This window comes from Streptomyces soli, assembly GCF_003999195.1.
In the GTDB taxonomy this organism is placed as follows: domain Bacteria; phylum Actinomycetota; class Actinomycetes; order Streptomycetales; family Streptomycetaceae; genus Actinacidiphila; species Actinacidiphila soli.
The window spans coordinates 1-20,449 of sequence record NZ_RJVR01000081.1; the positions used below are offsets into that span (position 1 = coordinate 1).

Consider the following 20,449-nt stretch of genomic DNA (forward strand, 5'->3'; position numbering starts at 1 on the left):
CCGACTCCACCTCGCCGCCCCCGGCACCTAACCAGACACCAGCCCAGCACCCCCTCCGACGTCAACCCCCGAAGGACTTACGGCGCCGACCACTTAGCAGGTACATGTCGTAGTCAGTCTTCAGGAACTTCCTCCCGCTCCAAGCCTCAGCGGAGGGACGGAACGAGATCATGTCTCGCACTCGGTCGACGTTCGCCTTGCTGTATTCGCCTACCTGATCGCCGTCGACTGCCAGGGCGGTTCCGGTGACGATCGCCGGGCCGAGACCCGAGCTAATGAGCTGTAAACCTGCCGTGCGGCCCTGATGCCATGTGTGCTGGAACTGGAGAAGTGGCCGTACGGAGAGTCGGTTGTGTTGACGGGCGGCTCTGGACTCCTGCACGGAGACGGCTAGTGACGCCACAGCAACGATAGTTGCGCATATCGCCACAACAGTGCCCGAATCCAAAATCCCCCCTACGTCTGCGCGTCACCCCGCTTCGCGCTCGGGCAGCCTACGTCAAGTCCGGCCCCGCCAGCCCTTTGACGTCCTCCACGCCCGGCAGGCCCGAGCGCGTTGGTCAGCGTGGTCACAAACGCCAGTGTGCCCTTAAAAGAGGGTAGCGCCGCGGTAAGCCCAAAAGCCGCCAGCGGACGGCGCCGACCAGGTCGCACGTGAATGGGCCGTTCGACCAACTGAGGGAACGGCGGGAATCGACCCGGGACGCCCTCCGGTCGGCAGTGGCTGGAGACGTGATGATCACGGCACAGCCCACCACCCGGAGGGAACACCCGATGAGCGACACCACAGTCCCCTTGAAGCAGCGAGTCGGCCGGTACGGCGCCTGGAGCGTCGAACTGCGCTCGGAGGACCCGGCCCGGCGCGGCGAACTGGACGAGGCCGCGGCCGAGCTGGAGGAACTCGGGTACGGCGCCATTTGGCTCGGCAACAACAGCACCGCCGACCATGCCGCCCCGCTGATCGGGGCGACGCGCCGCATCCTCGTCGGCACCAGCGTCCTGAACATCTGGCAGCAGGAGGCCGCCACGACCGCGGCCGGCTTCGCCGAGGTGGTATCGGCGTACCTCGGCCGCTACCTGGTGGGTCTCGGCGTGAGCCACGGCCCGCTGGTGAAGGACTACAGCCGCCCGTACGCGGCGATGACCGGCTACCTCGACGAGCTGGACGAGGCCGGCGTCGCCGCCGACAGCAGGGTGCTGGCCGCGCTGGGCCCGAAGATGCTGAAGCTGTCCGGCGAGCGGGCGGTCGGCGCCATCCCCTACCTGGTCACGCCCGAACACACCGCCCAGGCCCGTGAGATCCTCGGCGAGGGCCCGCTGCTCGCCCCGGAGCTGAAGGTGGTTCTGGAGACCGACCCGGCCCGGGCCCGCGCGCTGGCCCGCGACGCCCTCGCCATGTACCTCACCCTGCCGAACTACACCAACAACTTCCTGCGGCACGGCTTCACCGAGGCCGACCTGGCCGAGGGCGGCAGCGACCGCCTGATCGACGCGGTCTTCGCCTGGGGCGACGAGGACCGCATCCGCGACCGCATCGACACCTTCCATCAGGCAGGCGCAGACCACGTGGCCCTCCAGGTGCTCACCGGCACCCACAGGGACAAGCTCCCGAGGGAGGAATGGCGCAGGCTCGCTTCTCTATTGTGGGTGTCGCCGAGGTGAGCCCAGAAGCCGCCAATAGTTGATCTTGAGGCGTCAGTGCTGCCGTCGGGCGGCGGGGTCGCGCTCGGCGACGTGCCGGGCGACCGCATCGACGCCGGGGCGGGCGTATCGGGGGTCGGGGAGTATCCGAGCAGGGATGACCGCTACGGCGTTCAGTTTCCTGAACACTTTGGGTTCGCCGATCAGCGGCGGCCCTGCTGGAACGGGTTGTACGCCTCAAACGGATCCTCGTCGGTCTCTCCGCGTCGATGGCGCTCCGCCTGGTACACGGTCCACGCGAGGTCACCTTGCAGAGTGGAGCGCCAGGGTGTTCCGGTGCGGTCGCAGAACTCGGCGTACTGCAGGTCCGGTTCGGTCAGCCTGCGGCGCCGCTCGGCGCGCGGATCGTCGGCAACCTGGGCCGCCATCCTCTGCCCGAGGCCGTCCTCGTAGCCCCAGGTGCTGTAGCGGATCCAGCCCGGCATCCCGAACGCCTGCGGTGAGGCGTCCGGCACTTCGCGCGTGGCCCCGGTGCCCGGGGTCGGTTTCTTGCGGTCGGTGTACGACGGCCCGTAGACGATCTCCCAGACGCCATCGGCGTGTTCGAGCACGTCCATCGGGACGCTCTCCTTCAGCACGCGCAGCAGCCGCCGGAACTCCGTTGCGTCGATCCCGGCCCTGGCCGCGAGGTCGGGGATGTCGACGTCATGGAGCTCAAGCCCCATCGCGGGGTCCTCGTCCCTCGGGTCGCCCAGCGCCGGCGTACGTTCGGCCAGCAGCAGGAACACCCGCTTGGCACGTCCTCTGCACGTACGCAACGGCCTGCCTGCTCACTCGAACGCCCCCTCCGCCGACACCCGGCTGATCACGCTACCGCCGACCGCCTACACGGGTTTCACAAACGGGGACTCGCCCGACGCTCCCTTCGATGTCTGAGCGCTGCAGGGTCTGTACGAGTGAACGCTCCCTGCCCGGGTGACATGGGCTGCTCCATTTGTCTGACAAAATGTCCGACCCCGTTCCTAGCGTCCCTGGCATGACGCACACATCCGCATCTCCAGCGCGTCCGCCCCGCCCCTCGACGACGCTCTCTCAGGGCGGTGGGCAGCATGAGTCTGACCTCCGGACTTGAAAGCCCTCGCACCCCGCTGCGCCGCTTCTTGGACCGCGAGCTGTCGGCTGGCCCCCGGCCGCTACGGGAGAGTTTCCGGGCCCAGCACGCCACCCAGCATGTCCTGCTCCCCCCGCCCGGTGTCGGTACGGAGGCTGGCACCGTCGGCACCGCGATCGACCAGCGGTTGCGTCTCGCCTTCACCGCGGCCGCGCCCGTGGACGAGGCGACGCTTATCGGTATCGAGCTCAGTGGGCACTGTGGTGGCGCCGGCCTGCGGATGCGCGCGGTCGGCAACGAACTGGCTGTGCGCTTGACCGAGACCGTGCACCGGCTGGGCCTGGACTCCCGGAAATTGGAGCTGGAGCGCACGCAGGACGAGGAAGAGGACCTGGCCCGCATGCTGCTGGCCGCGGCCTGGTACCAGGTCGGCTGCCGTACCTCGATCGGCTTCACCTACACGCCGCTGTTCCTCACTGCGTGGGAGGACCCCGACGCTTTCACCCTCCAGCGGCTGCTGGACCTGCCCCATCGGGACCTGGTGGCCGACGTCGTCAACCAGGTCTACAAGGCCGCTGACGGCCCCCTGGACGGGCTCCGCGCGGACACGGAGCCAACGCACTGCACCGGCGGCCCCACGTTCGCCGGCGTCGACCTCGACGCGGACGCCGACCTCATCGTCGACGGCCTGCTGCTCGACTTCAAAAGCACCCGCCACCCGCACCAGTTGTCCAAGCGCACCGCCTGGCAGTTGCTGGGCTACCTCCTGCTCGATACCTCCGACCGCTACCGGATCGACACCCTCGGCCTCTACCTCACCCGCTCCGGCACCCTCGCAAGCTGGCCGGTCGACGACTATCTGGCGCTGCTGGGGGCCCGGCGACGTGACCTTCACACCTTCCGCGCCTCGTTCGGCGAACTCCTCTCCGGCTGTCCGGCCGACCGCATCCCCTTCGACACGGGTCAGGAGGACCGCGCTCACCGTCTGCTGGAGCAGCTGGCTCCCGTCATCCCGGCCGGCCATTGCCCGGTGTGCGCGCAGCCCATGCCCGGTTCCACCCGGCGGCCGCGGGTGTACTGCTCGCGGTGGTGCAGCGTGCGCGTCCACACAATGCGCCGGTACGGATGGCTCCCGACCCGGCAAACACCTCTGTAGCGCGCGCAGGTCTTCAGCGGCACCATGCAGGCAACCCCAGAGCGCGGGTTCCTGCAGATCTCCCCGCTCGGAGGGGAGCGGTGTACGCACCAGCTGCGGCCAAGCGAACGGCGCTGCTCCCTGTCTCAAGGGAGCAGCGCCGTAGGGGTGAGGCGAAGCATCAGGGCACCGGCTTGAGCCGTGGGCGCCGGCTACCGATCGAGGTGACCTTGCTGCGCATCTCGGCTTTGCGGGCCTTCTCCTGTTGGTGGAGTTCGAGGCGACGTTCGTATTCGTCTTCGAAGTCGCCTTCGTCCAGGCGCATGTCCCTTGGGAGGCCCTCGATGGCTCGCTGCTGGTCTTTGGGGTGGTCGAAGGCGGCGAGCATCGGGTGGAGCTGGAAGCGGCCGCGGCGGACCACGGTGACGAGACGGGCGGCGACGAGGTACGGCATGGCGCGGCTGATCATGCCGCGCTCCAGGGCGAGGCCTTCAGCGAGTTCGTCGTGGGTGGCCACGACCAGGCCGCCGGACTCCTGTTGGGTCAGGAGGTGCAGGAGCAGGGTGTAGGCGGTCGGGGGGAGTCGCGGCACGTACGCGAGACCGTTGAAGCTGCCCCACAGCACAGGGCGGGGAGGAGCCCATTCCTGGGGTGTGACCGAGATACGCGCCAAAGGGGCAACGGGATGATCTTGAAGCCCTGATCCGCTCGGATTTATGTGCGGCGACGTGCAGCGGGGTCGCGTTCGGCGACGTGCCGGGCGACCGAGTCGACGCCGGGCCGTGCGTATCGCTCCAGGGAGCGGACGGAGGCGTGGCGGGAGCGGGCCAGCAGCATCGGGGTGGAGGTGCCGTCTTCCGCGTCGTGCGTCAAGGCACTGTGCCGGAGCCGGTGCAGGGTCCAGCCGTCCAGGTCCTCGATGTCGTCGGGTGAGGCGAAGGGGTTGGCCAGCAGCCGGGTGTTCTCCTCGAAGATCTCCTCAGCGCGGCGGTAGGAGAGCCGGGCCCAGCCGGTCTCCGGGCACACGTCGAGCGTCGGTGTTCCGACCGGTGCCTTGCGGTCGGTGAGAAACAGCGGGCCGCGCGTGCGGCGGGCGATGAGCCGGGGCAGTAGCTGGGCGGTGCCGGACTGCCAGTGAATCCACTCGGTTGCCCCGCCCTTGGCGGTGATCTTCCCCCGCTTGTCCTGCGGGTACAGGTCTTCCACGTTGAGACACAGCACCTCGTCGGCCCGAGCGGCGGACTCGTAGAGCATCTTCCACTGCGTCTTCTCCCGGAGCCCGACGTCGAGGCGCCACAGGGCGGAGATCTGGTTCTGCGCCAGGGCCTTGGTGCGGTCGGGCGGCGCCGGCCGCCGCTCGATGCCGATCGTCGGATCGCACTCGATCCAGCCCTGGCGCTGCCACCAGCCGATCGCCTTGCGCGCGATGGACAGTTCCCGGTTGACGGTGTCTGCGTCCATCGCATCCGCCCGCGCCGCCGCCAGTTCGGCCAGCACCTCCGGCAGTGCCGGGTCGTCGATCGCCGCGACGGGGAAGACGGGCGGCTTCGCGCCCCGGCGGGCGGGTCCGGTCGGCGCCGGTTCGCCGGCGAGCATCCACCCCCACGTCGTCAGCGAGATCCGGTAGATCCGCGCGGAGGACTTCGCGATGCCCGCGCCGGTGAGGTACCGCTCGACCGCCGCGGTGTACGCGGCGGGAGGGGCGGACAGGGGCACCACCCGGGCGCGCGGCAACCGAAGCGCACCCCCCGCTTCCGAGTTCGGTCACTGGTTCGATCGTCACGTCCGCCCCGCCCTTCCAGCACTGCCGCAGTAAATGCGTACACCTCACTCCGGCGGCCGGAATGGTCCGCCACAGGTCGCGGTGATCACGGTAGGGGCTCCGCCGCAGTAAGAGGTCGCACAGATAGGCACGGTGGTACCCAAGCAGCGAGGCAGGTACAGGGCCCTGGCGATCATGGAGTTGCGACGCTCTGTGATCATAGATGATGCCTTTCTTAAGTACACCCCCTCACTCGACGGCCACCGTCGTCTGCCACGCGCCCGGGCGCATGCCTGTCGCCTTCCGGAAGAACACCGAGAAGTTGGACGCGTCGGGGAAGCCGAGCGTGTTGGCGCAGGCGGCCGCGGTGAGGCGGTCGTGTGCGAGGAGCCGTTTGGCTTCCAGGACGATCCGATCGACGATGTACGCCTTCGCGCTGCGGCCGGTGACCTGCTGCACCGCTCTTGAGAGGGTGCGGGGCGCGTATCCCAGTGTCCGGGCGTAGTAGCCGGCGTCGTGATGTTCCCGGAAGTGCGCTTCGACGCTGGACCGGAATAGTCGGAACACCGGATTGATCGACCGTGCTTCGGCGTGGGGGGGCCGGAGCCGGGCGATGAGCGCGGAGAGCAGGATCTCGGGCAGCTCCGTCGAGATATCCCCGGGTGGGGCGGATGCTTCGAGGAGGAGATGGTTGCGGGCGGTGTCGACGAACGGCCAGTCGGCGTCGGGAATGCTCCAGTGTGCGACCAGGTCCGGGGACGCGACGAGCTCCCGGGTGGCGTGGGTGACCGGCGCGGTCGGCACGAACAGCACGACGTGCCCAGCCACGCCAGCGATGTCATCCCATCGGTGCACAGCTCCAGGAGCGACCCACACCGCGGACCGCTCCTGGAGCGGGTGTCGGAGGAAGTCCACGGTGACGGATCCGTGCCCGGCATCGACGACGGCGAGGACGTGGAAGTCTGCACGCTGTGTCCCGCCGTCGTTCAGCTCGCGAAGGCGGTCGAACGTCATGGTTTCGACAGTGGCGGCACGGCGCCCGACGGGCTGGTAGGTCATCTGCCGGATCACGGTCATCTGTCCAGTTTCCACCATCAGGCGACCAGTCATGCCGATGCCCCGGCACAGCGGAAGAGATTCAATGAACACACAGAACAACCGCCCCAGAACACTGATCGAGAGAGTCACGATGAACCCAACGCAGCAGCCGCTACTGCCCGCTTATGACCACCGGCGGGGGACCGGACCGACCCTGGTGTTTCTGCACTACTGGGGTGGATCCGCCCGCACCTGGGACCTCGTCGTCGACCGCCTCGCGGGACGCGACATGCTCACTGTCGACTTCCGCGGGTGGAGCCGCTCGAGCAACCTGGCCGGCCCCTACACCCTCCGCCAACTCGCCGACGACACGCTCGCCGTGATCGCCGACGCGGGCGTCACCGACTACGTCCTCGTCGGACATTCCATGGGTGGCAAGATCGCGCAGCTCATAGCGGCGACCCGGCCCGCCGGCCTCCGCGGGATCATCCTCGTTGGTTCCGCTCCGGCGAAGCCCGCCGCAGGGATCACTCCCGAGTACCGGGAAGGCCTTTCCCACGCCTACGACTCCGACGAGTCCGTCGCTGGCGCACGGGATCACATCCTCACCGCGACCGAGCTGCCCGAATCGATCAAGTCGCAGATCGCGACCGACTCGCGGGCCAGCACCGACGCCGCCCGCACGGAGTGGCCGCTGCGCGGCATCGCGGAGGACGTCTGCGAGCACACCCGCATGATCAGCGTCCCCGCCCTCGTCGTCGCCGGAGAGAACGACCATGTCGAGCCCGTCGACGTACTCGTCAACAACCTGGTGCCCTACCTCTCCGGAGCCGACTTCGCGGTGATTCCGAACACGGGTCACCTGATCCCGCTGGAAGCTCCGGCCGACCTCGCCGACGCAATCACGGCCTTCGCACCAGCAGCCTGACTATCTGCGCGGCCTGAAAATCGACTTCGTCACCGATCACCCGCGGGACGCCCCGCCGCGTGACAGCGCGAGGCTGAGGCCCGGCCCTCCCACGTTGATACGCACCCCCGCCAGACCTGCTTGCCGCGGCCGACCGGGGCGACAAGCCGGTCGGCCTCACCGCCCGGCGCCGTGCCGAGACACCTCAGCAGGTGGGGCCCTTGTTCATGGACTACCTGCAGGCCGGTGACGTCGAGGGTCTGCTGTCGCTCTACGAGGCGAGCAGCGACGGCTCGGCCGCCTCGTGGCCCGGGGACGTCTGCGGACCAAGGGCGAGCCCGCGGCATGGCCACGTGGCCTCTGACCTGATCGTCGTGGACACCAGCCGACGACCAGCACGAGTAGTTCTCCTGCCCCTCACACCAGAGCCGTGACCAGCAACTTCACGATGCACACCACTCATTGGGGAGACCTGTGCCCGCGCTGCCATCATGGCTGACCGAACCGCTCTGGGACCAATTCGCGTCCCTGCTGCCCGAGCGGCCGGAGTACCACCCGGACCATCCACTCGGCTGCCACCGCCGACGCATCAGCGACCGGATCATCTTAGACAAGATGCTGCAACTGCTGCGCTTCGGCTGCTCCTACGAGGCGATCGCCGACACCACCTGCTCGGCCACCACGATCCGAAGCCGCCGCGACGAGTGGATACGACAGGGCGTCTTCGCCCAGCTCAAGCAGATCGCGCTGGAGTCCTACGACCGGATCGTCGGCCTCGTCCTCGATCAGATCGCCGTGGACGGCTCCATCACCAAGGCCCCCGGAGGCGGCGGGCGGCCGGTCGCTCACCGGTCGACCGCGGCAAACAGGGCCTCAAACGCTCGGGCATGACGGACGGGTACGGGATTCCCCTGGGCCGTGTCCTGGCCGGTGCCAACCGCCACGACTCCCCGCTGCTCGCCCCGACCCTGGACCGTCTGGACGACCTGGGGCCGTTGCCCGACGACATCACCGTGCACCTGGACGCCGGCTACGACTCGGACACCACCCGCGCTCTGCTCAACGAACGCGGCCTGCACGGACGCATCGCGCACAAAGGGGAGAAGGCGCCCATCCAAGCCAGTCAGCGTTGGCATGTCGAACGCACCCACGCCTGGCAGAACGCGTTCCACCGGCTCGCCCGCTGCTACGAGCGGCGCACCACCGTCATCGACACCTTCTTCGACCTCGCCGACACGATCATCACCGTCCGTAGCCTGATCCGGCAGGCATGGACCACCCACCGCTGGGAGGAACGCCCCCGACGCCGACCATGACCTGCCGCCTGTCCGCGCGGCCTCTAAAGATCATCGTCAGGCCGCCCGCGCGGAAAGATGGGTATCGGCGGAGGACCAGTACTCCAAGCGATCTTGATGCCGGCCGGAGGGGTGTGTCAGTGCGCCTCCGTGAGTGCCTGCTCGTAGGCTGCCTGAAGGAGTTCGGAGGCCCGGGGGTGGTTGGGGTTCGGGCGGGGAATACCCAGGTGCACCTCGCGGAGTTCGTCCATGAGGTCCTCCCAGAGATGCGGGCCGCCGTCCTCCAAGAGGCGAGCGCGGACGCTGAGTTCGGGTGTGGTCGGGCGGTGCCGCATTCCCCAGGAGCCGAGCGCGACCATGATGGGGACTGTCTGGATGCCCGCTTCTGTGAGGCTGTAGGTCGCTCGACGTCCTCGTTCGGCCTGCTCCTGCGTGAGGAGACCGCCGGCGACGAGGGCCTTGAGGCGGCTGCTGAGGATGTTCGACGCGATCCCCTCCTCGGAGTGGCTGAGCAGCTCGCGGAAGTGTCGGCGCCCGCCGAACATCACGTCGCGCAGGACGATGAGGCTCCACTGGTCCCCGAGTGCCTCCACCGCCGCGTTGACCGCGCATCCGGACCGCGGTTTGTCTCGCATGCCCACCTCCAGTGATTGCATTCTGCCATCACCGAGTCTAGGCTCGCCCACGGCTAGTGATTGCAGTTCGCAATCACATCGCTTCGAGGGCAGGAGTCCGTGCAATGTCCCGCGTGAGGGTCCACAACTTCTCCGTCTCTATCGACGGATTCGCCACTGGTGAAGGGCAGAGTCTCGACGCCCCGTTCGGCCACGCCGGCACGCGGCTCCATGAGTGGTTCTTCCCGACCAGGACCTTCCAGCAGATGCTGGGCAAGCCGGACGGGAGCACTGGGGTCGATGACGCCATCGCCGGCACCTGGGATGTCGGCATCGGAGCGGAGATCATGGGCCGCAACAAGTTCGGCCCCCAGCGCGGGCCATGGGAGAACGACGACTGGAACGGCTGGTGGGGGCCCAACCCGCCCTTCCACACCCCGGTGTTCGTCCTGACCCACCACCCCCGCCCCTCGGTGGAGATGGAGGGCGGCACCACATTCCACTTCATCGACGCCACGCCGCAGGAGGCACTCCGTCAGGCGCGCGAGGCCGCAGGCGACCTGGACGTGAGGATCGGTGGCGGGCCGACCACGATCCGCGAGTTCCTCGTCGAAGACCTCATCGATCATCTGCACATCGCCGTCGTCCCGATCGTTTTGGGCCGTGGCGAGCGCCTGTGGGACGGACTCGAAGGACTCGAGAAGCGCTTCCAGGCCGAGTCCGTGACAACCCCCAGCGGCGTCACGCACATGACCTTCACCCGGCCGTAGCGACCGCCCGCGCAGGCGGCAATCGGCCTCGGTCTCCCACCCCGCACGCTCCGAAGGCCGACAGGACGAACATCACTTCCAGGGACGGCACCACGTTCGCCGTCGACACGACCGGCCAGGGCGCGCCGCTGATCCTGATCGGCAGCGCCTTCAACGACCGCGCGACCGTGGCCGGGCTCGCCAACATGATGGCATCGCAGGCACAGGATCTCCGTTGGTCACAGAGCGTCGCAACTCCATGATCACGGAACCTGTGCTTGCCCCGTCTGCCAATGGGCCCCGCCCGTGCCTATCGGCGTGGCCTCTAAATCCGGTATTTACTGCGGCAGTTGTGAATACGTCTCCGCGATCGAGCATCTGCCCGAATGCGGTTCTGCTGTGCGGACTTGAGGGGAGGGGGGCTGTCAGTGCCCGACGCCGACCAGGCCTGGCGCCAGCATGTTTGCCTGGGTCATGCCCCCAGATCCTCCGTCACCGGCAGGCACTCGGCGAGCAGGTCGACGACGTCGCGCCAGGCTCGCTGCGCGTGCCGTGGGTGGTAGCCGACGCCGGGGACCACGGGGTGGTCGACCGGCGGGTGGTGGAAGGCGTGCAAGGCGCCGCCGTAGACCGCGAGGCGCCAGTCGACGCCCGCGGCCTGCATCTCAGCGGTGAACGCGTTCCGTTGCGCGGGTGGCATGATCGGGTCTTCCGACCCGACCCCGGCCCACACCGGGCAGCGAATGCGCGCCGCCTCGCCCGGTCGGCCCGTGGTCAGTGCGTTGACTGTCCCGATCGCGCGCAGGCTGACGCCGCCGCGCCCGAGTTCCAGCCCGACGGCGCCCCCGGTGCCGTAGCCGACGGCGGCGATCCGGTCGGGGTCGGTCCGCGGTTCGGTGCGCAACACGTCGAGCGCCGCATGGCCGATGCCCCGCATCCGGTCGGGATCAGCGAGCAGCGGCATGCAACGGGCCAGCATCTCCTCGGGGTCGCCCAAATAGCGCCCGCCGTGAAGGTCGAAGGCCAGCGCTATATATCCCAGCTCGGCGAGAGCATCGGCCCGGCGGCGCTCGACGTCGCTGAGCCCCATGCCCTCTGGTCCGAGCAGCACCGCGGGCCGGCGGTCGACACCGGCCGGGAGAGCGAGGTGCCCGATCATCGTCAAACCGTCGGCCGGATACTCGACCGTACGCGTCGTAATCGTCGTCATGAGACTGGACTGTAGTGATCGTCGAGCCCGGTCCGGCCGGTGTTCTGCCGCTGGCAAAACAGCGCGGGTATCCCTCTGAAATCCGGCGAGGGCTCACAAGAACCGTCACAAACCCCGTCCCCACGGCAGCACTATCCGGACACGCCTGGTCCCACACCTCAGCGGCCGGTTCGAGGATGGTGATGAGCTGGCCGGACCGTACGCCGGGCGGCACCTCTCGCAGCGCAGCGCGGAAGAACATCGCGTCCCACCGGCCGCGTCGCGGCGCGTCGGCGAGCGCGGTCGTCGTCATACCCGGACCAACGAGCCGGGCCCGCGCGGCACGGTCCCGGCCGGGTAACCGGGGGGAGAGCAGGGCCCCGGCCGGCATGACAGTCGCCGCGGTGGACCGCCCACGGCGCCTCCGTATCGGCCTCCAGGTGCTCGATGTACCAGCGCGAGGTACGCCCGGGCCGGTGCGTGGGCAGATCGCTGTAGTCCTGGCCCTCGATGGGCGTGCACGCGGCGGCCGGCGCGGCGAAGGTCACCGGCGACGGCTGGGCGGTGAAGCGGCCGTGGGCCTCAGCAGCCGCGTACAACGGCAGCTCCACCAGGAACCACCACGGGGTCCCGCCGGTAATGCTGCTGAATTGAACGCTAAGCCGCAGTGTCCGTCTCCTCGGCTTCGGCGAAGGCTCGGTAGAGGGAGGCGACCGAGGGGGACTTGCCCGCGTTCTTGCCGGTCTTGATGGTGAGCTTCTTCGCGATGTCTGGGACGGGGGTGCCCTTGTCCTTGAGGGCGCGGGCGAACAGCAGCATGTCGTCGTCGATGACCTTCGGGCGTCCGCCGTGGTTGCCCTTGCCCGCGGCGGCGACCTGGCCCTCCAAGGTCTTTTCGCGGATGTAGTTGCGGTCGAGCTGGGCGGCGACGGCCAGGACGGCGAAGAGCATGGAGCCCATGCCGTTGGGGTCGTAGACGCCGGTGAGCGGTCCGGTGAGGAGTTCGAGCTGGATGTCGCCGGCCTGGAGCGCGGCGGACAGCGTCATCAGCTCCGCCGCGTTGCGGGCGAGTCGCTTGAGCTCGTGGACGGTGAGGATCACCGTCTGGTCGGGCGCCGCCTCCTTGAAGTCGTGCGCCAGTTTGAGCGCCTCCTCCAATTCGGGCCGGACCTTGACGCGGGTGCTGATCTTCTCCGAGAAAACGCGCTTGCAGTCGGCCCGCTCCAGGGCTTGGAGCTGGCTCGCCAGTTCTTGCGTGGCAACTGAGCACCGTGCGTACCCGATCCGGATCGGCTTGGCCACGCTCGCGGCGGCGGGCACCTCCGGGGCGGGCGGGCCCTGCTTCCACGGCCGGCCCGGCTGCCGGTCGGCCGGAACAGGGATCTCCAGTTCCTCGCGGAGCGCTGGGACGAGGATGAAGCGCGCCGTGTGGTACTTCACCGCGGTCTTGCTGGCCCGGGTGCGGCACGGACTCCCGGCGGGGACTTCGCACTTGGGGCAGTTGTGGCGCTCTACCGCATGTGCCGCTTGATCGGGCGTCAGCTCCATGCGGGAAGTCTCTCAGAAGTGCTTCTCAGAACGCCGGAGTTTTGAGAGGTTTTCTGCGAGCGATTCCCGGGGCAAACCGGGCACGATTCGGGGGTCTCTCAGAACTGTCTCAACTGTTCATTTATGAGAGTCGCCGAGCGTCACACCTGTTGCGAAGAGTTGCGGACGGACCGCTCGGCGGCCCCACGATGCGGTCGCCAGCAGGGACCACCAGGGCTGTCGCCCAGATCGCCACGACGGCCTTCGCGAACGCTTACGGGCAGTGACACCACGTGCGACGCCGAGACCGTCACCGACCGCCTGGCGGCGGCAATGGACGCCCTCTGAACGCCCTGGCGACCTGATCACGCGGGGGCCGTGGGGCGGGCGCACACTGGCTCGGGGCTCGCGTATTGCGGTCGCTTACCCCGCTCCGGCGCATGCCTCCGCCTCAGCCAGGTAGCGCGCCACCGGGCCCAGGGTCAGCATTCCGCTGGCGGCGCCGGCGTGTTCGGCACGGGCATTGCGCAGGGCAGCCTCGGCGCGTGCGGCGATTCCGCGCTCGCCGAGGCGTACGGCGGCGCGGGCGGTCAGGCACCACAGCGCTTCCTGCATGTGGTCACGCGGTGGTTCGGGCACCGCGGCGAGGGTGGCACGGGCCTCCTCGACTCGGTCCTGGGCGAGCAGCACGAGGGGTCGCGCCCAGGGTCGGTACGGGCCCCAGTCGAGGTGCGGGTCGGTGGGCGCGGGCCGGTCGTGCAGCAGGCGCAGCCCCAGTAGGGCGAGCGGGAACAGGCCCCGGTGCAGCCCCGGCATTCCGGCCGTCTGGAGGGCGTCCTCGGCAGCGCGGTAGTGCGCTGCGGCCGTGGCGGCGGTCGGTCCGCCGGATTCGGCGCTGCGGGCGGCCGTGGCCCGGGCCCTAAACCACCCGGTGAGGACGGAGACGAGGGGCGCTTCGGTGGTAGCGGCGAGCTGTTCGGCTGCCTTGGCGTGCGAGGTTGCGGCGTCGAGGTCGCCGAGGGCCGAGGCGGATTGCAGGCGGACGAGTCGGCCGAGTACGGCGAAGTTCGGCAGCTCGTGCCGGGTGGCCAGGTCGAGGATCTCGGCGCCGATCCGGTCCCGTACCGCCGCGAGCCCGGGGCGGGTGAAGGACTGCAGGAACACCCCGTTGAGGGCGAAGGCCAGCAGGGCGGGATCGGCCAGGTCCCGTGCCAGTGCCTCGGCCTGCAGTGCCGCCTGCTGCGCGCGCTGCAGCTCGGTCCTGGACAGATCGGCGCTGCGGCTCTCGACGGCGATCGTGGCCAGGAGGCGGGCGGGCAGGTCGGCGGGGCCGTCGGGACCGAGCGCGGTGAGCGTGCGCTCGGCAGCCGCGACGACGGCGCGGGACTGCTCGGGGTCGTCGGCCCGGCTCCAGATGGCGGGCACGTCGTAGGCGCCGATGATCCGGGCGGTCAGGGAGAGGTCTCCCGTGCTTTCCGCCGCCTGGACGGCGGCGAGGCGGTCGCGCCGCGAGTGGACGAGGGCGTCGCCGCCCGCCAGTGCGAGGGTGCGGGCCAGATCCACGGTGGTGCGCGGGCCGAGACGGACGCCATGGCCGGTCCACGCGGTACGTGCGCCTTCGGGGGGCACGGACCCGTTGAGGATGTCCGTCTCCAGGCGTTGGAGGTCGGCACCAGGGTCGAGCCCGAGTTGATCAACGAGCATCTTGCGGGCGCGGCGGAGGGTGGCCAGCGCGTCGGCCTGGCGGCCCGCGCGGTGGAGCGCGCGGGCAAGGAGCCCCCAGGCCGGCTCGCGCCACGGATGTTCGGCGACGTGGGCACCCAGTTCGGCGACGAGGTCGGCCCCTTCCCCGGAGTCGAGGAGGATGCGGGCGCGCAGTTCCGCCCCCTCCAACCTCAGCTCCTCCAGTCGGGTCCGCTCGCGCTGTGCCCATGGGGAGCCGGTCACATCGGCGTAGGCGGGTCCACGCCAGTCCGCGAGTACCGTGCCGAGGTCGGTCACCGCGTCGGGGTTGCGGCGGGCGCGGGCCAGGGTGTCCTGGAACCGATGGACGTCCACGTCCTCGCGCGGCAGGCGCAGGGCGTAGCCGGGACCTTCGGTGACGAGTACGCGCGGGGGATCGCGGGGCGGCCGGTCGGGTTCGAGGGCGCGGCGCAGCGCGGCGACGAACGTACGCAAGGCGCCCACGGCGCGGGCCGGCGGATCGGTCCACAGGTCGTCGACAAGGCCGTCGGTGGTGACCATCCGTCCCTCGGCGGCGACGAGCCGGGCGAGTACCTCGCGATGGCGGGGTCCGCCCAGGTCAACCGGACTGCCGTCGTCGCGGAAGGCCCGCACGGCACCGAGCACGTCGATTCGCATGACCCCATCCTCTGCGCCTGGGGTCGGCTGCGCCCAACCGTACTGATCGGCTGCTGATCGCCGTCGCCCAGGCTGATCCGGTCAGTCCCCCACCCGAAAAGATGGCCTTCATGACGCTCACCCTTCCCGGCTTCGATCACATCCGCCTGCCCGGTGCGGACGGTGTGGAGCTGGCTGCCGCTGTCGGCGGCAGCGGCAGTCCGGTCGTGCTGTTGCACGGTTTCCCCCAGACCCACCTGATGTGGCGACACGTCGCCGAGCGGCTCGCCGACAAGCACACGGTGATCTGTCCTGACCTGCGGGGCTACGGCGCCAGCGACAAGCCGACGGTCACCGACCCCGATGTGTACGCCAAGCGCACCATGGCCGCCGACGTCGTGACCCTGGCGGCGGCCCTCGGCCACGAGCGCTTCGCCCTCGTCGGCCACGACCGGGGCGCCCTGGTCGCCTTCCGGGCGGGGCTGGACCACCCCGAGACCATCACGCACCTGGGCATCCTCGACATCGTGCCGACGCTCGACATGTGGAACGTCCTGCGCGGTGCCTCGGCGGCGGTCGGCTACCACCTCTTCCTCATGGCGCAGCCGCCAGGCCTGCCGGAGGCGATGATCGCCAACAGCGCGGACGCGTTCTTCGGCTCGTTCCTCGACGCCTGGGCCAACGACCCAACCGCCATGCCGGAGGATGTGCGTGCCGAGTACCTGCGGGCGAGCGCCGCGGCGGTGACATCGATCGTCGCGGACTACCGGGCCTCGGCGGGCATCGACGTCACGCACGACCAAGCGGACCTGGACGCCGGGTCGCAGCTGGCCATGCCCGTGACGGTCGTCCAGCAGGACTGGGGCGCGCAGCTGGGCTATGACGCTGCCGCGGTATGGAAGGCGTGGGCGCCGGACCTGGACCACCGGCTGACCCGAGCGGGGCACTTCATGGCCGAGGAGGCACCCGACGAGATCGCCGAGGCGATCCAGGACCTGCTGGCCCGCTGAGCCTCCTGTTTCCGATTCGCCGGCTGGGCCACGGTCGGTCGGCGAGCCCTAGGTTTTCGGCAATGGACCGGTCCCGGGCGCTGCGAGAGGCCAGGAACAGCTCTAGTCCCGGGTGTGGACGCACCCCCTGGCCATGCCCCACATGTCCGTTGCCGCGGTGGCCAGCACGCCGGACAAGGTGAGAGGGAGAGAAGGCGAAGGCCGCAGCGGCGATCGCGACGGTACTCACGATGTCGACAGCGTTCGGCGCGGGGCCGTCTCCCCCCAGTAGGAAGCGGGGGGAGACGGCCCTTCGTTGTACAGACGTACCCACAGGCCGCCGCCCGATATTCCCGATCCCGGCCCCGGACTCCGCCCCTCCCTCCGTGGGGCGCCGCCGGGCCGACTGCCGCCGGGGCTATTCGTCGGTCGCGGCCGGGTCGCGCAGCGGGCGCAGCGAGCCGTCGCCGTGGGAGCGGACGATCGGGTACCGGCCATGGAAATTGATGTGTTCATGGACCAGTGGAGAGAGCCGGGAGCGGATCTCGGATGAGATGGTCAGCCCGCCGGCCTCCAACTCCTTGACGGCGGCGTCCATGTAGAGGGTGTTCCACCAGACCACTGCGTTCAGGGCCATGCCCAGTGCCCCCAACTGATCCTCCATCCCCTCCCGATAGGCGTGCCTGAGTTCACCGAGCCGTCCGAAGAAGATGTTCCGGGCCAGCGCGTGGCGGCCCTCGCCGATGTTCAGCTGGACACCGATCATGCGCCGGTAGGCTTCGGAGTCGATGAACTGGAGCAGGTGGAGGGTCTTGAAGATCCGGCCGTAGTGCGCGAACGCGTCGCCCAGGCCCGTCATGCGGTCGCCGCTGGTCATCATCCGCAGCAGGTCGTACGCCCGCACCTTGCCGGTCGTGAGCGACCCGGCGACGCGGAGCATGTCCTCCCAGTTCTGCCGGATCCGCTCGACCTGCACACGCTGGCGGGAGACTGGCTGGAGCGGCCCGTAGTCCCTGGCCATGTCCAGGCGCCACAGCCGGGCGTCGGAGATGTCGGCGATCCTGGGGGAGAACTGGTAGCCACAGATCGCGAAGAGCCCGAAGACCAGGTCGCTGTACGAACCGGTATCGGTGATCACGATCTCCGGGCGGACCGGGCCGTCGAGGTTGAACATCGCGTCCAGGATGCCGAGCGAATCCCGCAGCGTGCCGGGCATCACGATGCCGCCCAGGCCCATCACCCGGTCCGAGACGACGTTGAGCCAGGTCGCCCCGCGACCTGTCGAAAAATACTTCCGATTCGGACGGGTATATATAGATCTGAGCGGGACAGTGAAGCGCATCCCGTCGGCAGAGGCAACGTGCCCGCCACCCCAGTCAGAGGCGAGGTCGATGTCGCCCTGCCGGGCGACCAGCAGCCCGGAGGCTGCACTCATCCCGGGCAGGTTCCAGTAACCCCACTCCGCAGCGGCCAGCCGCGAGCGGGTCAGCGCCTTCTCGCCGGGCTTGATGACCGGCTCGAACCCGATGTTCGTGGACTTGCTGACCAGGAGCGCGGTGAGCGTGAGGTCCAGATCGGCGGGGCGGGCGACCTTCCCTCCGATGTGCTCGAAGGGGTCGAACATGCCGGTCCGGGCGTGGACCTCCAGCAGCAGCTCCGGATAGTCGATCCTCGGCAGCATCGCCTGCACCGCGTCGTGCACCGGCTTGAACCCGGCAGGCTCGGGCTCCGCCTCCAGACGATCCAGGCGGATCTTCCCGTCCACGACGTCCACCGCCGCATTGTCAGGCAGGCCCTCGGCGACATGCGCGTACATCTCGTCCAGCAGCACCTCCAGCTCGCCCAGGTGCTCGTCCGCACTGCCCGACAGCTCCAGCGCGGTCAGCACCCTCGCCTTGTTGACCTGCCAGTTGGGCCCAGACAGCAGCCTCGCCCGCGGATCACCCCAGTTGTCCGCGCCCCGGGCGAACACATCCCGGCGCTTGAGCGCCGTGTGCAGCCCCTCCAGCACACAGAACGTCCACGCGTGCTTATCGATGTACCCGTTCACCGCCAGCAACGGGTTGCCCAGCACCAGGCGCCGCCATGTGCCGTCCAGTAACGACGCGTCGATGTGCTCGGGGCCCGGCTTGCGCCGCGCCTGCACCTTCGGCAGCTCCCGCAGCGCCTCCACGAGCGGTGTGCCGGCCTGCGTCGCACCCCACGGGATCACCTCGGCCAGCAGCGAGGTGAACGGCCGCACCGTCGCATACCGCTCCAGCAGCTGCTTGCGCCAGGCCGTATCCGCGTCTTCGTCCGCGCCCTCGGGCAGCAGCTCGCCGAGGTCCACGATCGCCTTGGCCAACTCCTCGCGGGTGACGAGCTGCTCGACCCGCTCCCACGCCTGGGCCACACTCAGCGGCACCGGCTCCCCGCCGCCCTCACCACCGTCACTCTCGATGGGGACATCGAGGAACACGGAGACCGCGTCCCTCACCTTCGCCGCCGCCTTCCGCAGGCGCGGCAGCCCCTTCAACTTGGCCTTGTCCTCCTCGCGCTCCGCACGGGCCAGCAGCTTCGTGGCCATCAACGTGTCGAACAACGTCAGCGCGTCATCGACCGAGGACCCCTCCAAGTGCCGCATCGTGGCCAGCGCCGTCGCCGTACGCCGCGGCTCCGCCAGCCTGCGCAGCGTCGGCGCATGCGCGCTCATCCCGTACCGGGCCAACTCCGCCAGCTTCACCGGCGGCACCCGCCACAAATCCAGTTCACCCGACCTCACCCCATGGATGTCCCGCGCCCGCTCCAACGCGGCCTTCTGCCCCCGCCCCGACACATCCCGCGGCCCCTTGCGCCACCCCTCCAGCACAGACCGCGCAGCCCCCTCCGGGACATCGAGGAGCTCCAGCAGCCCCCGGCGGAACCCCGAACCCACCGGCGCGTCCACCACCGAGTAGATCAGCGCCTGCTCACCGGTACGGACCTCACCGACCAGCCGGGCCACCTGCGTGAGCCCCGGCATCAGCACCCGGTTACGCAGCAGCCACGTCACCGCCCGGTCGAACAGCGCCCGCGGCCCCTCGTTCGACACCCACACCCGCCCGGCGATGTACTCCCGCAGGGCCAGATCACCGTCGTCGAAATCCCGGATCTTCAGCAGCTTCCGGATCTCCCGGGCGTGCTCGTGCTGGGTCGGCAGCCGCTCCGGGTACTGCTTCAGACACGACGGACCGTCGATCCCCAACTGCTCCGCGACGAACTCGGCTACCCCTGGCGGTACTTCGGCCAGCGCCGACAAGAAGGTGCCCAGCATCCGTACGGTGCCCCACTGAACCGCGAAGCCCAGCCGGTTGTGCGGCCGCCGCTTGGCCACCGCCTGCTCCAGCGCCACCGTGTCCAGCCGGAAGAACTCCTCCAGCTCCTGCGCTGACGGCTCCCCGGCGAAGCGTCCGTACCGGGCTATCTGATCTTCTGAAAGATACTCAACAGTCACACATCGTGACGCTAGGCAACAGGCATCACACCCACCCCGGCAGTGATCGAACCGAGACCCCTCGAATCATGATCATTCCTTAGCGTTCAATCCAGCAGCATTACCGGCGGGACCCCGTTCAGGGCGGTGCGGAAGTTGCCCATGCTGTCGCCGGGCATGGCCATCCCGAGGCGGACGTGCGGCTCGTCCAGGCCCTTCGTCGCGGCCTTCAGCGTGGCGGCCGAGCCCATGAACAGCGTGCGGGCGACTGAGACTGAGCAAGGAAGACGGCTCGCGGCATCGCCGTATCGGTCGCATGGGCGGAGGCAGGAGCTATCGGGATCCAGAGACAGATCGATTAAATGACTCTAATTAGCATTATTTGTCTGATTTGTTCTTTCGGCACTGGTGGCAATTCGCGAATCACTCAAATCTTCCCGCTGCCGTGACCTTCGCCATATGGTGTGCGTCACTACGATGCTCGATAGTAGTAAATCAGACGTTCTGCGACCTGTTACTGCGGCTCTGGTGAAGTGACTCATCATGATGAATACGAAATTAGGTAGTAGAAGTCGCCATTGACCAAATATTTCCGGATCTATAACACTCTCGCTTGCCCGGCGGATTTCCTCGGGCTTCCTCCGTCGGAAGAGGCGACCTCGAATGCAGTTCTCCGCGATATCGAAGCTCGGGCGTATGGC

Annotated in this window: 19 protein-coding genes and 1 pseudogene; 9 read left to right on the plus strand and 11 right to left on the minus strand. The window is 69.0% G+C overall.

The window, feature by feature from the left end; genetic code table 11:
* Nucleotides 1–774 precede the first annotated feature (774 nt).
* Nucleotides 775–1,662 carry an LLM class F420-dependent oxidoreductase gene (locus tag EFK10_RS06580; protein WP_127354808.1) on the plus strand — a complete coding sequence of 296 codons (888 nt, stop codon included), beginning with the start codon at nucleotides 775–777 and terminating at the stop codon, nucleotides 1,660–1,662.
* Between the two features lie 33 nt (nucleotides 1,663–1,695).
* Here EFK10_RS06580 and EFK10_RS51910 read toward each other — a convergent pair whose 3' ends face one another.
* Complete coding sequence (locus EFK10_RS51910; RefSeq protein WP_265737476.1) at nucleotides 1,696–1,830, minus strand: hypothetical protein; 135 nt, start codon at nucleotides 1,828–1,830, stop codon at nucleotides 1,696–1,698.
* Between the two features lie 14 nt (nucleotides 1,831–1,844).
* Entirely contained in the window at nucleotides 1,845–2,429 is a 585-nt protein-coding gene (locus tag EFK10_RS06585; protein ID WP_127354809.1) for a hypothetical protein, read from the minus strand.
* Between the two features lie 4 nt (nucleotides 2,430–2,433).
* On the opposite strand from EFK10_RS06585, the gene EFK10_RS47060 reads away from it, so the two are divergent.
* Both EFK10_RS47060 and EFK10_RS06590 read left to right on the plus strand, forming a co-directional pair.
* Complete coding sequence (locus tag EFK10_RS47060) at nucleotides 2,434–2,577, plus strand: hypothetical protein (protein WP_164835854.1); 144 nt, start codon at nucleotides 2,434–2,436, stop codon at nucleotides 2,575–2,577.
* Nucleotides 2,578–2,750: 173 nt separating this feature from the next.
* Entirely contained in the window at nucleotides 2,751–3,908 is a 1,158-nt protein-coding gene (locus tag EFK10_RS06590) for a hypothetical protein (protein ID WP_240677034.1), read from the plus strand.
* A 160-nt stretch (nucleotides 3,909–4,068) separates the two neighbouring features.
* Here the strand turns inward: EFK10_RS06590 and EFK10_RS06595 are convergent, their stop codons facing one another.
* From EFK10_RS06595 to EFK10_RS06610, 3 genes are all read right to left on the minus strand, one after another.
* Nucleotides 4,069–4,560, minus strand: coding sequence for a hypothetical protein (locus EFK10_RS06595; protein ID WP_127354810.1), 492 nt, complete (start codon nucleotides 4,558–4,560; stop codon nucleotides 4,069–4,071).
* 41 nt (nucleotides 4,561–4,601) lie between these two features.
* Nucleotides 4,602–5,621 (minus strand): tyrosine-type recombinase/integrase, encoded by a 1,020-nt coding sequence (locus EFK10_RS49640; protein WP_240677035.1) that lies wholly within the window; start codon nucleotides 5,619–5,621, stop codon nucleotides 4,602–4,604.
* Nucleotides 5,622–5,898: 277 nt separating this feature from the next.
* Complete coding sequence (locus EFK10_RS06610) at nucleotides 5,899–6,726, minus strand: helix-turn-helix domain-containing protein (RefSeq protein WP_127354811.1); 828 nt, start codon at nucleotides 6,724–6,726, stop codon at nucleotides 5,899–5,901.
* 112 nt (nucleotides 6,727–6,838) lie between these two features.
* On the opposite strand from EFK10_RS06610, the gene EFK10_RS06615 reads away from it, so the two are divergent.
* The 3 genes and pseudogenes from EFK10_RS06615 to EFK10_RS06625 all read left to right on the plus strand — a co-directional run bounded on the left by EFK10_RS06615 (nucleotide 6,839) and on the right by EFK10_RS06625 (nucleotide 8,910).
* Nucleotides 6,839–7,615, plus strand: coding sequence for an alpha/beta fold hydrolase (locus EFK10_RS06615; RefSeq protein ID WP_127354812.1), 777 nt, complete (start codon nucleotides 6,839–6,841; stop codon nucleotides 7,613–7,615).
* 206 nt (nucleotides 7,616–7,821) lie between these two features.
* Nucleotides 7,822–8,028 (plus strand): hypothetical protein, encoded by a 207-nt coding sequence (locus EFK10_RS49645; RefSeq protein ID WP_240677036.1) that lies wholly within the window; start codon nucleotides 7,822–7,824, stop codon nucleotides 8,026–8,028.
* 40 nt (nucleotides 8,029–8,068) lie between these two features.
* Nucleotides 8,069–8,910: pseudogene (locus tag EFK10_RS06625) on the plus strand (IS5 family transposase).
* Between the two features lie 116 nt (nucleotides 8,911–9,026).
* Here EFK10_RS06625 and EFK10_RS06630 read toward each other — a convergent pair.
* On the minus strand, nucleotides 9,027–9,524 hold the full coding sequence (locus tag EFK10_RS06630; protein ID WP_114247314.1) for a winged helix-turn-helix transcriptional regulator: 498 nt from the start codon (nucleotides 9,522–9,524) through the stop codon (nucleotides 9,027–9,029).
* Nucleotides 9,525–9,628: 104 nt separating this feature from the next.
* Between EFK10_RS06630 and EFK10_RS06635 the strand changes: the two genes are divergently transcribed.
* The gene (locus EFK10_RS06635; RefSeq protein WP_127354813.1) at nucleotides 9,629–10,273 is read left to right on the plus strand and encodes a dihydrofolate reductase family protein; all 645 of its coding nucleotides are present in this window, start codon (nucleotides 9,629–9,631) and stop codon (nucleotides 10,271–10,273) included.
* 451 nt (nucleotides 10,274–10,724) lie between these two features.
* Here the strand turns inward: EFK10_RS06635 and EFK10_RS06640 are convergent, their stop codons facing one another.
* Nucleotides 10,725–11,462, minus strand: coding sequence for a dienelactone hydrolase family protein (locus tag EFK10_RS06640; protein ID WP_127354814.1), 738 nt, complete (start codon nucleotides 11,460–11,462; stop codon nucleotides 10,725–10,727).
* A gap of 489 nt (nucleotides 11,463–11,951) precedes the next feature.
* Here EFK10_RS06640 and EFK10_RS47065 point away from each other — a divergent pair, with 489 nt between their 5' ends.
* Nucleotides 11,952–12,095: a hypothetical protein gene (locus EFK10_RS47065; RefSeq protein WP_164835855.1), complete on the plus strand. Its 144-nt coding sequence runs from the start codon at nucleotides 11,952–11,954 to the stop codon at nucleotides 12,093–12,095.
* 3 nt (nucleotides 12,096–12,098) lie between these two features.
* On the opposite strand, the gene EFK10_RS06645 is transcribed toward EFK10_RS47065, so the two are convergent.
* On the minus strand, nucleotides 12,099–12,989 hold the full coding sequence (locus tag EFK10_RS06645; protein WP_127354815.1) for a recombinase family protein: 891 nt from the start codon (nucleotides 12,987–12,989) through the stop codon (nucleotides 12,099–12,101).
* 402 nt (nucleotides 12,990–13,391) lie between these two features.
* Nucleotides 13,392–15,329, minus strand: coding sequence for an AfsR/SARP family transcriptional regulator (locus tag EFK10_RS06650; RefSeq protein ID WP_127354816.1), 1,938 nt, complete (start codon nucleotides 15,327–15,329; stop codon nucleotides 13,392–13,394).
* A gap of 110 nt (nucleotides 15,330–15,439) precedes the next feature.
* Here EFK10_RS06650 and EFK10_RS06655 point away from each other — a divergent pair, with 110 nt between their 5' ends.
* Nucleotides 15,440–16,318 carry an alpha/beta fold hydrolase gene (locus EFK10_RS06655; RefSeq protein WP_127354817.1) on the plus strand — a complete coding sequence of 293 codons (879 nt, stop codon included), beginning with the start codon at nucleotides 15,440–15,442 and terminating at the stop codon, nucleotides 16,316–16,318.
* Nucleotides 16,319–16,715: 397 nt separating this feature from the next.
* Here EFK10_RS06655 and EFK10_RS06660 read toward each other — a convergent pair whose 3' ends face one another.
* Complete coding sequence (locus EFK10_RS06660; protein WP_127354818.1) at nucleotides 16,716–19,769, minus strand: Tn3 family transposase; 3,054 nt, start codon at nucleotides 19,767–19,769, stop codon at nucleotides 16,716–16,718.
* Nucleotides 19,770–19,855: 86 nt separating this feature from the next.
* Nucleotides 19,856–19,999, minus strand: a complete 144-nt coding sequence (locus tag EFK10_RS47070; protein ID WP_164835856.1) for a hypothetical protein — start codon at nucleotides 19,997–19,999, stop codon at nucleotides 19,856–19,858.
* Nucleotides 20,000–20,449 lie beyond the last annotated feature (450 nt).

Excerpts from the sequence above, each read along its gene's own strand:
- EFK10_RS06580 (WP_127354808.1), top strand. The coding sequence starts at position 775 with ATGAGCGACACCACAGTCCCCTTGAAGCAGCGAGTCGGCCGGTACGGC.
- EFK10_RS06590 (WP_240677034.1), top strand. The coding sequence starts at position 2,751 with ATGAGTCTGACCTCCGGACTTGAAAGCCCTCGCACCCCGCTGCGCCGC.
- EFK10_RS06610 (WP_127354811.1), bottom strand. The coding sequence starts at position 6,726 with ATGACCGTGATCCGGCAGATGACCTACCAGCCCGTCGGGCGCCGTGCC.
- EFK10_RS06615 (WP_127354812.1), top strand. The coding sequence starts at position 6,839 with ATGAACCCAACGCAGCAGCCGCTACTGCCCGCTTATGACCACCGGCGG.
- EFK10_RS49645 (WP_240677036.1), top strand. The coding sequence starts at position 7,822 with ATGGACTACCTGCAGGCCGGTGACGTCGAGGGTCTGCTGTCGCTCTAC.
- EFK10_RS06630 (WP_114247314.1), bottom strand. The coding sequence starts at position 9,524 with ATGCGAGACAAACCGCGGTCCGGATGCGCGGTCAACGCGGCGGTGGAG.
- EFK10_RS06635 (WP_127354813.1), top strand. The coding sequence starts at position 9,629 with ATGTCCCGCGTGAGGGTCCACAACTTCTCCGTCTCTATCGACGGATTC.
- EFK10_RS06640 (WP_127354814.1), bottom strand. The coding sequence starts at position 11,462 with ATGACGACGATTACGACGCGTACGGTCGAGTATCCGGCCGACGGTTTG.
- EFK10_RS47065 (WP_164835855.1), top strand. The coding sequence starts at position 11,952 with ATGGGCGTGCACGCGGCGGCCGGCGCGGCGAAGGTCACCGGCGACGGC.
- EFK10_RS06645 (WP_127354815.1), bottom strand. The coding sequence starts at position 12,989 with ATGGAGCTGACGCCCGATCAAGCGGCACATGCGGTAGAGCGCCACAAC.
- EFK10_RS06650 (WP_127354816.1), bottom strand. The coding sequence starts at position 15,329 with ATGCGAATCGACGTGCTCGGTGCCGTGCGGGCCTTCCGCGACGACGGC.
- EFK10_RS06655 (WP_127354817.1), top strand. The coding sequence starts at position 15,440 with ATGACGCTCACCCTTCCCGGCTTCGATCACATCCGCCTGCCCGGTGCG.
- EFK10_RS47070 (WP_164835856.1), bottom strand. The coding sequence starts at position 19,999 with ATGGGCTCGGCCGCCACGCTGAAGGCCGCGACGAAGGGCCTGGACGAG.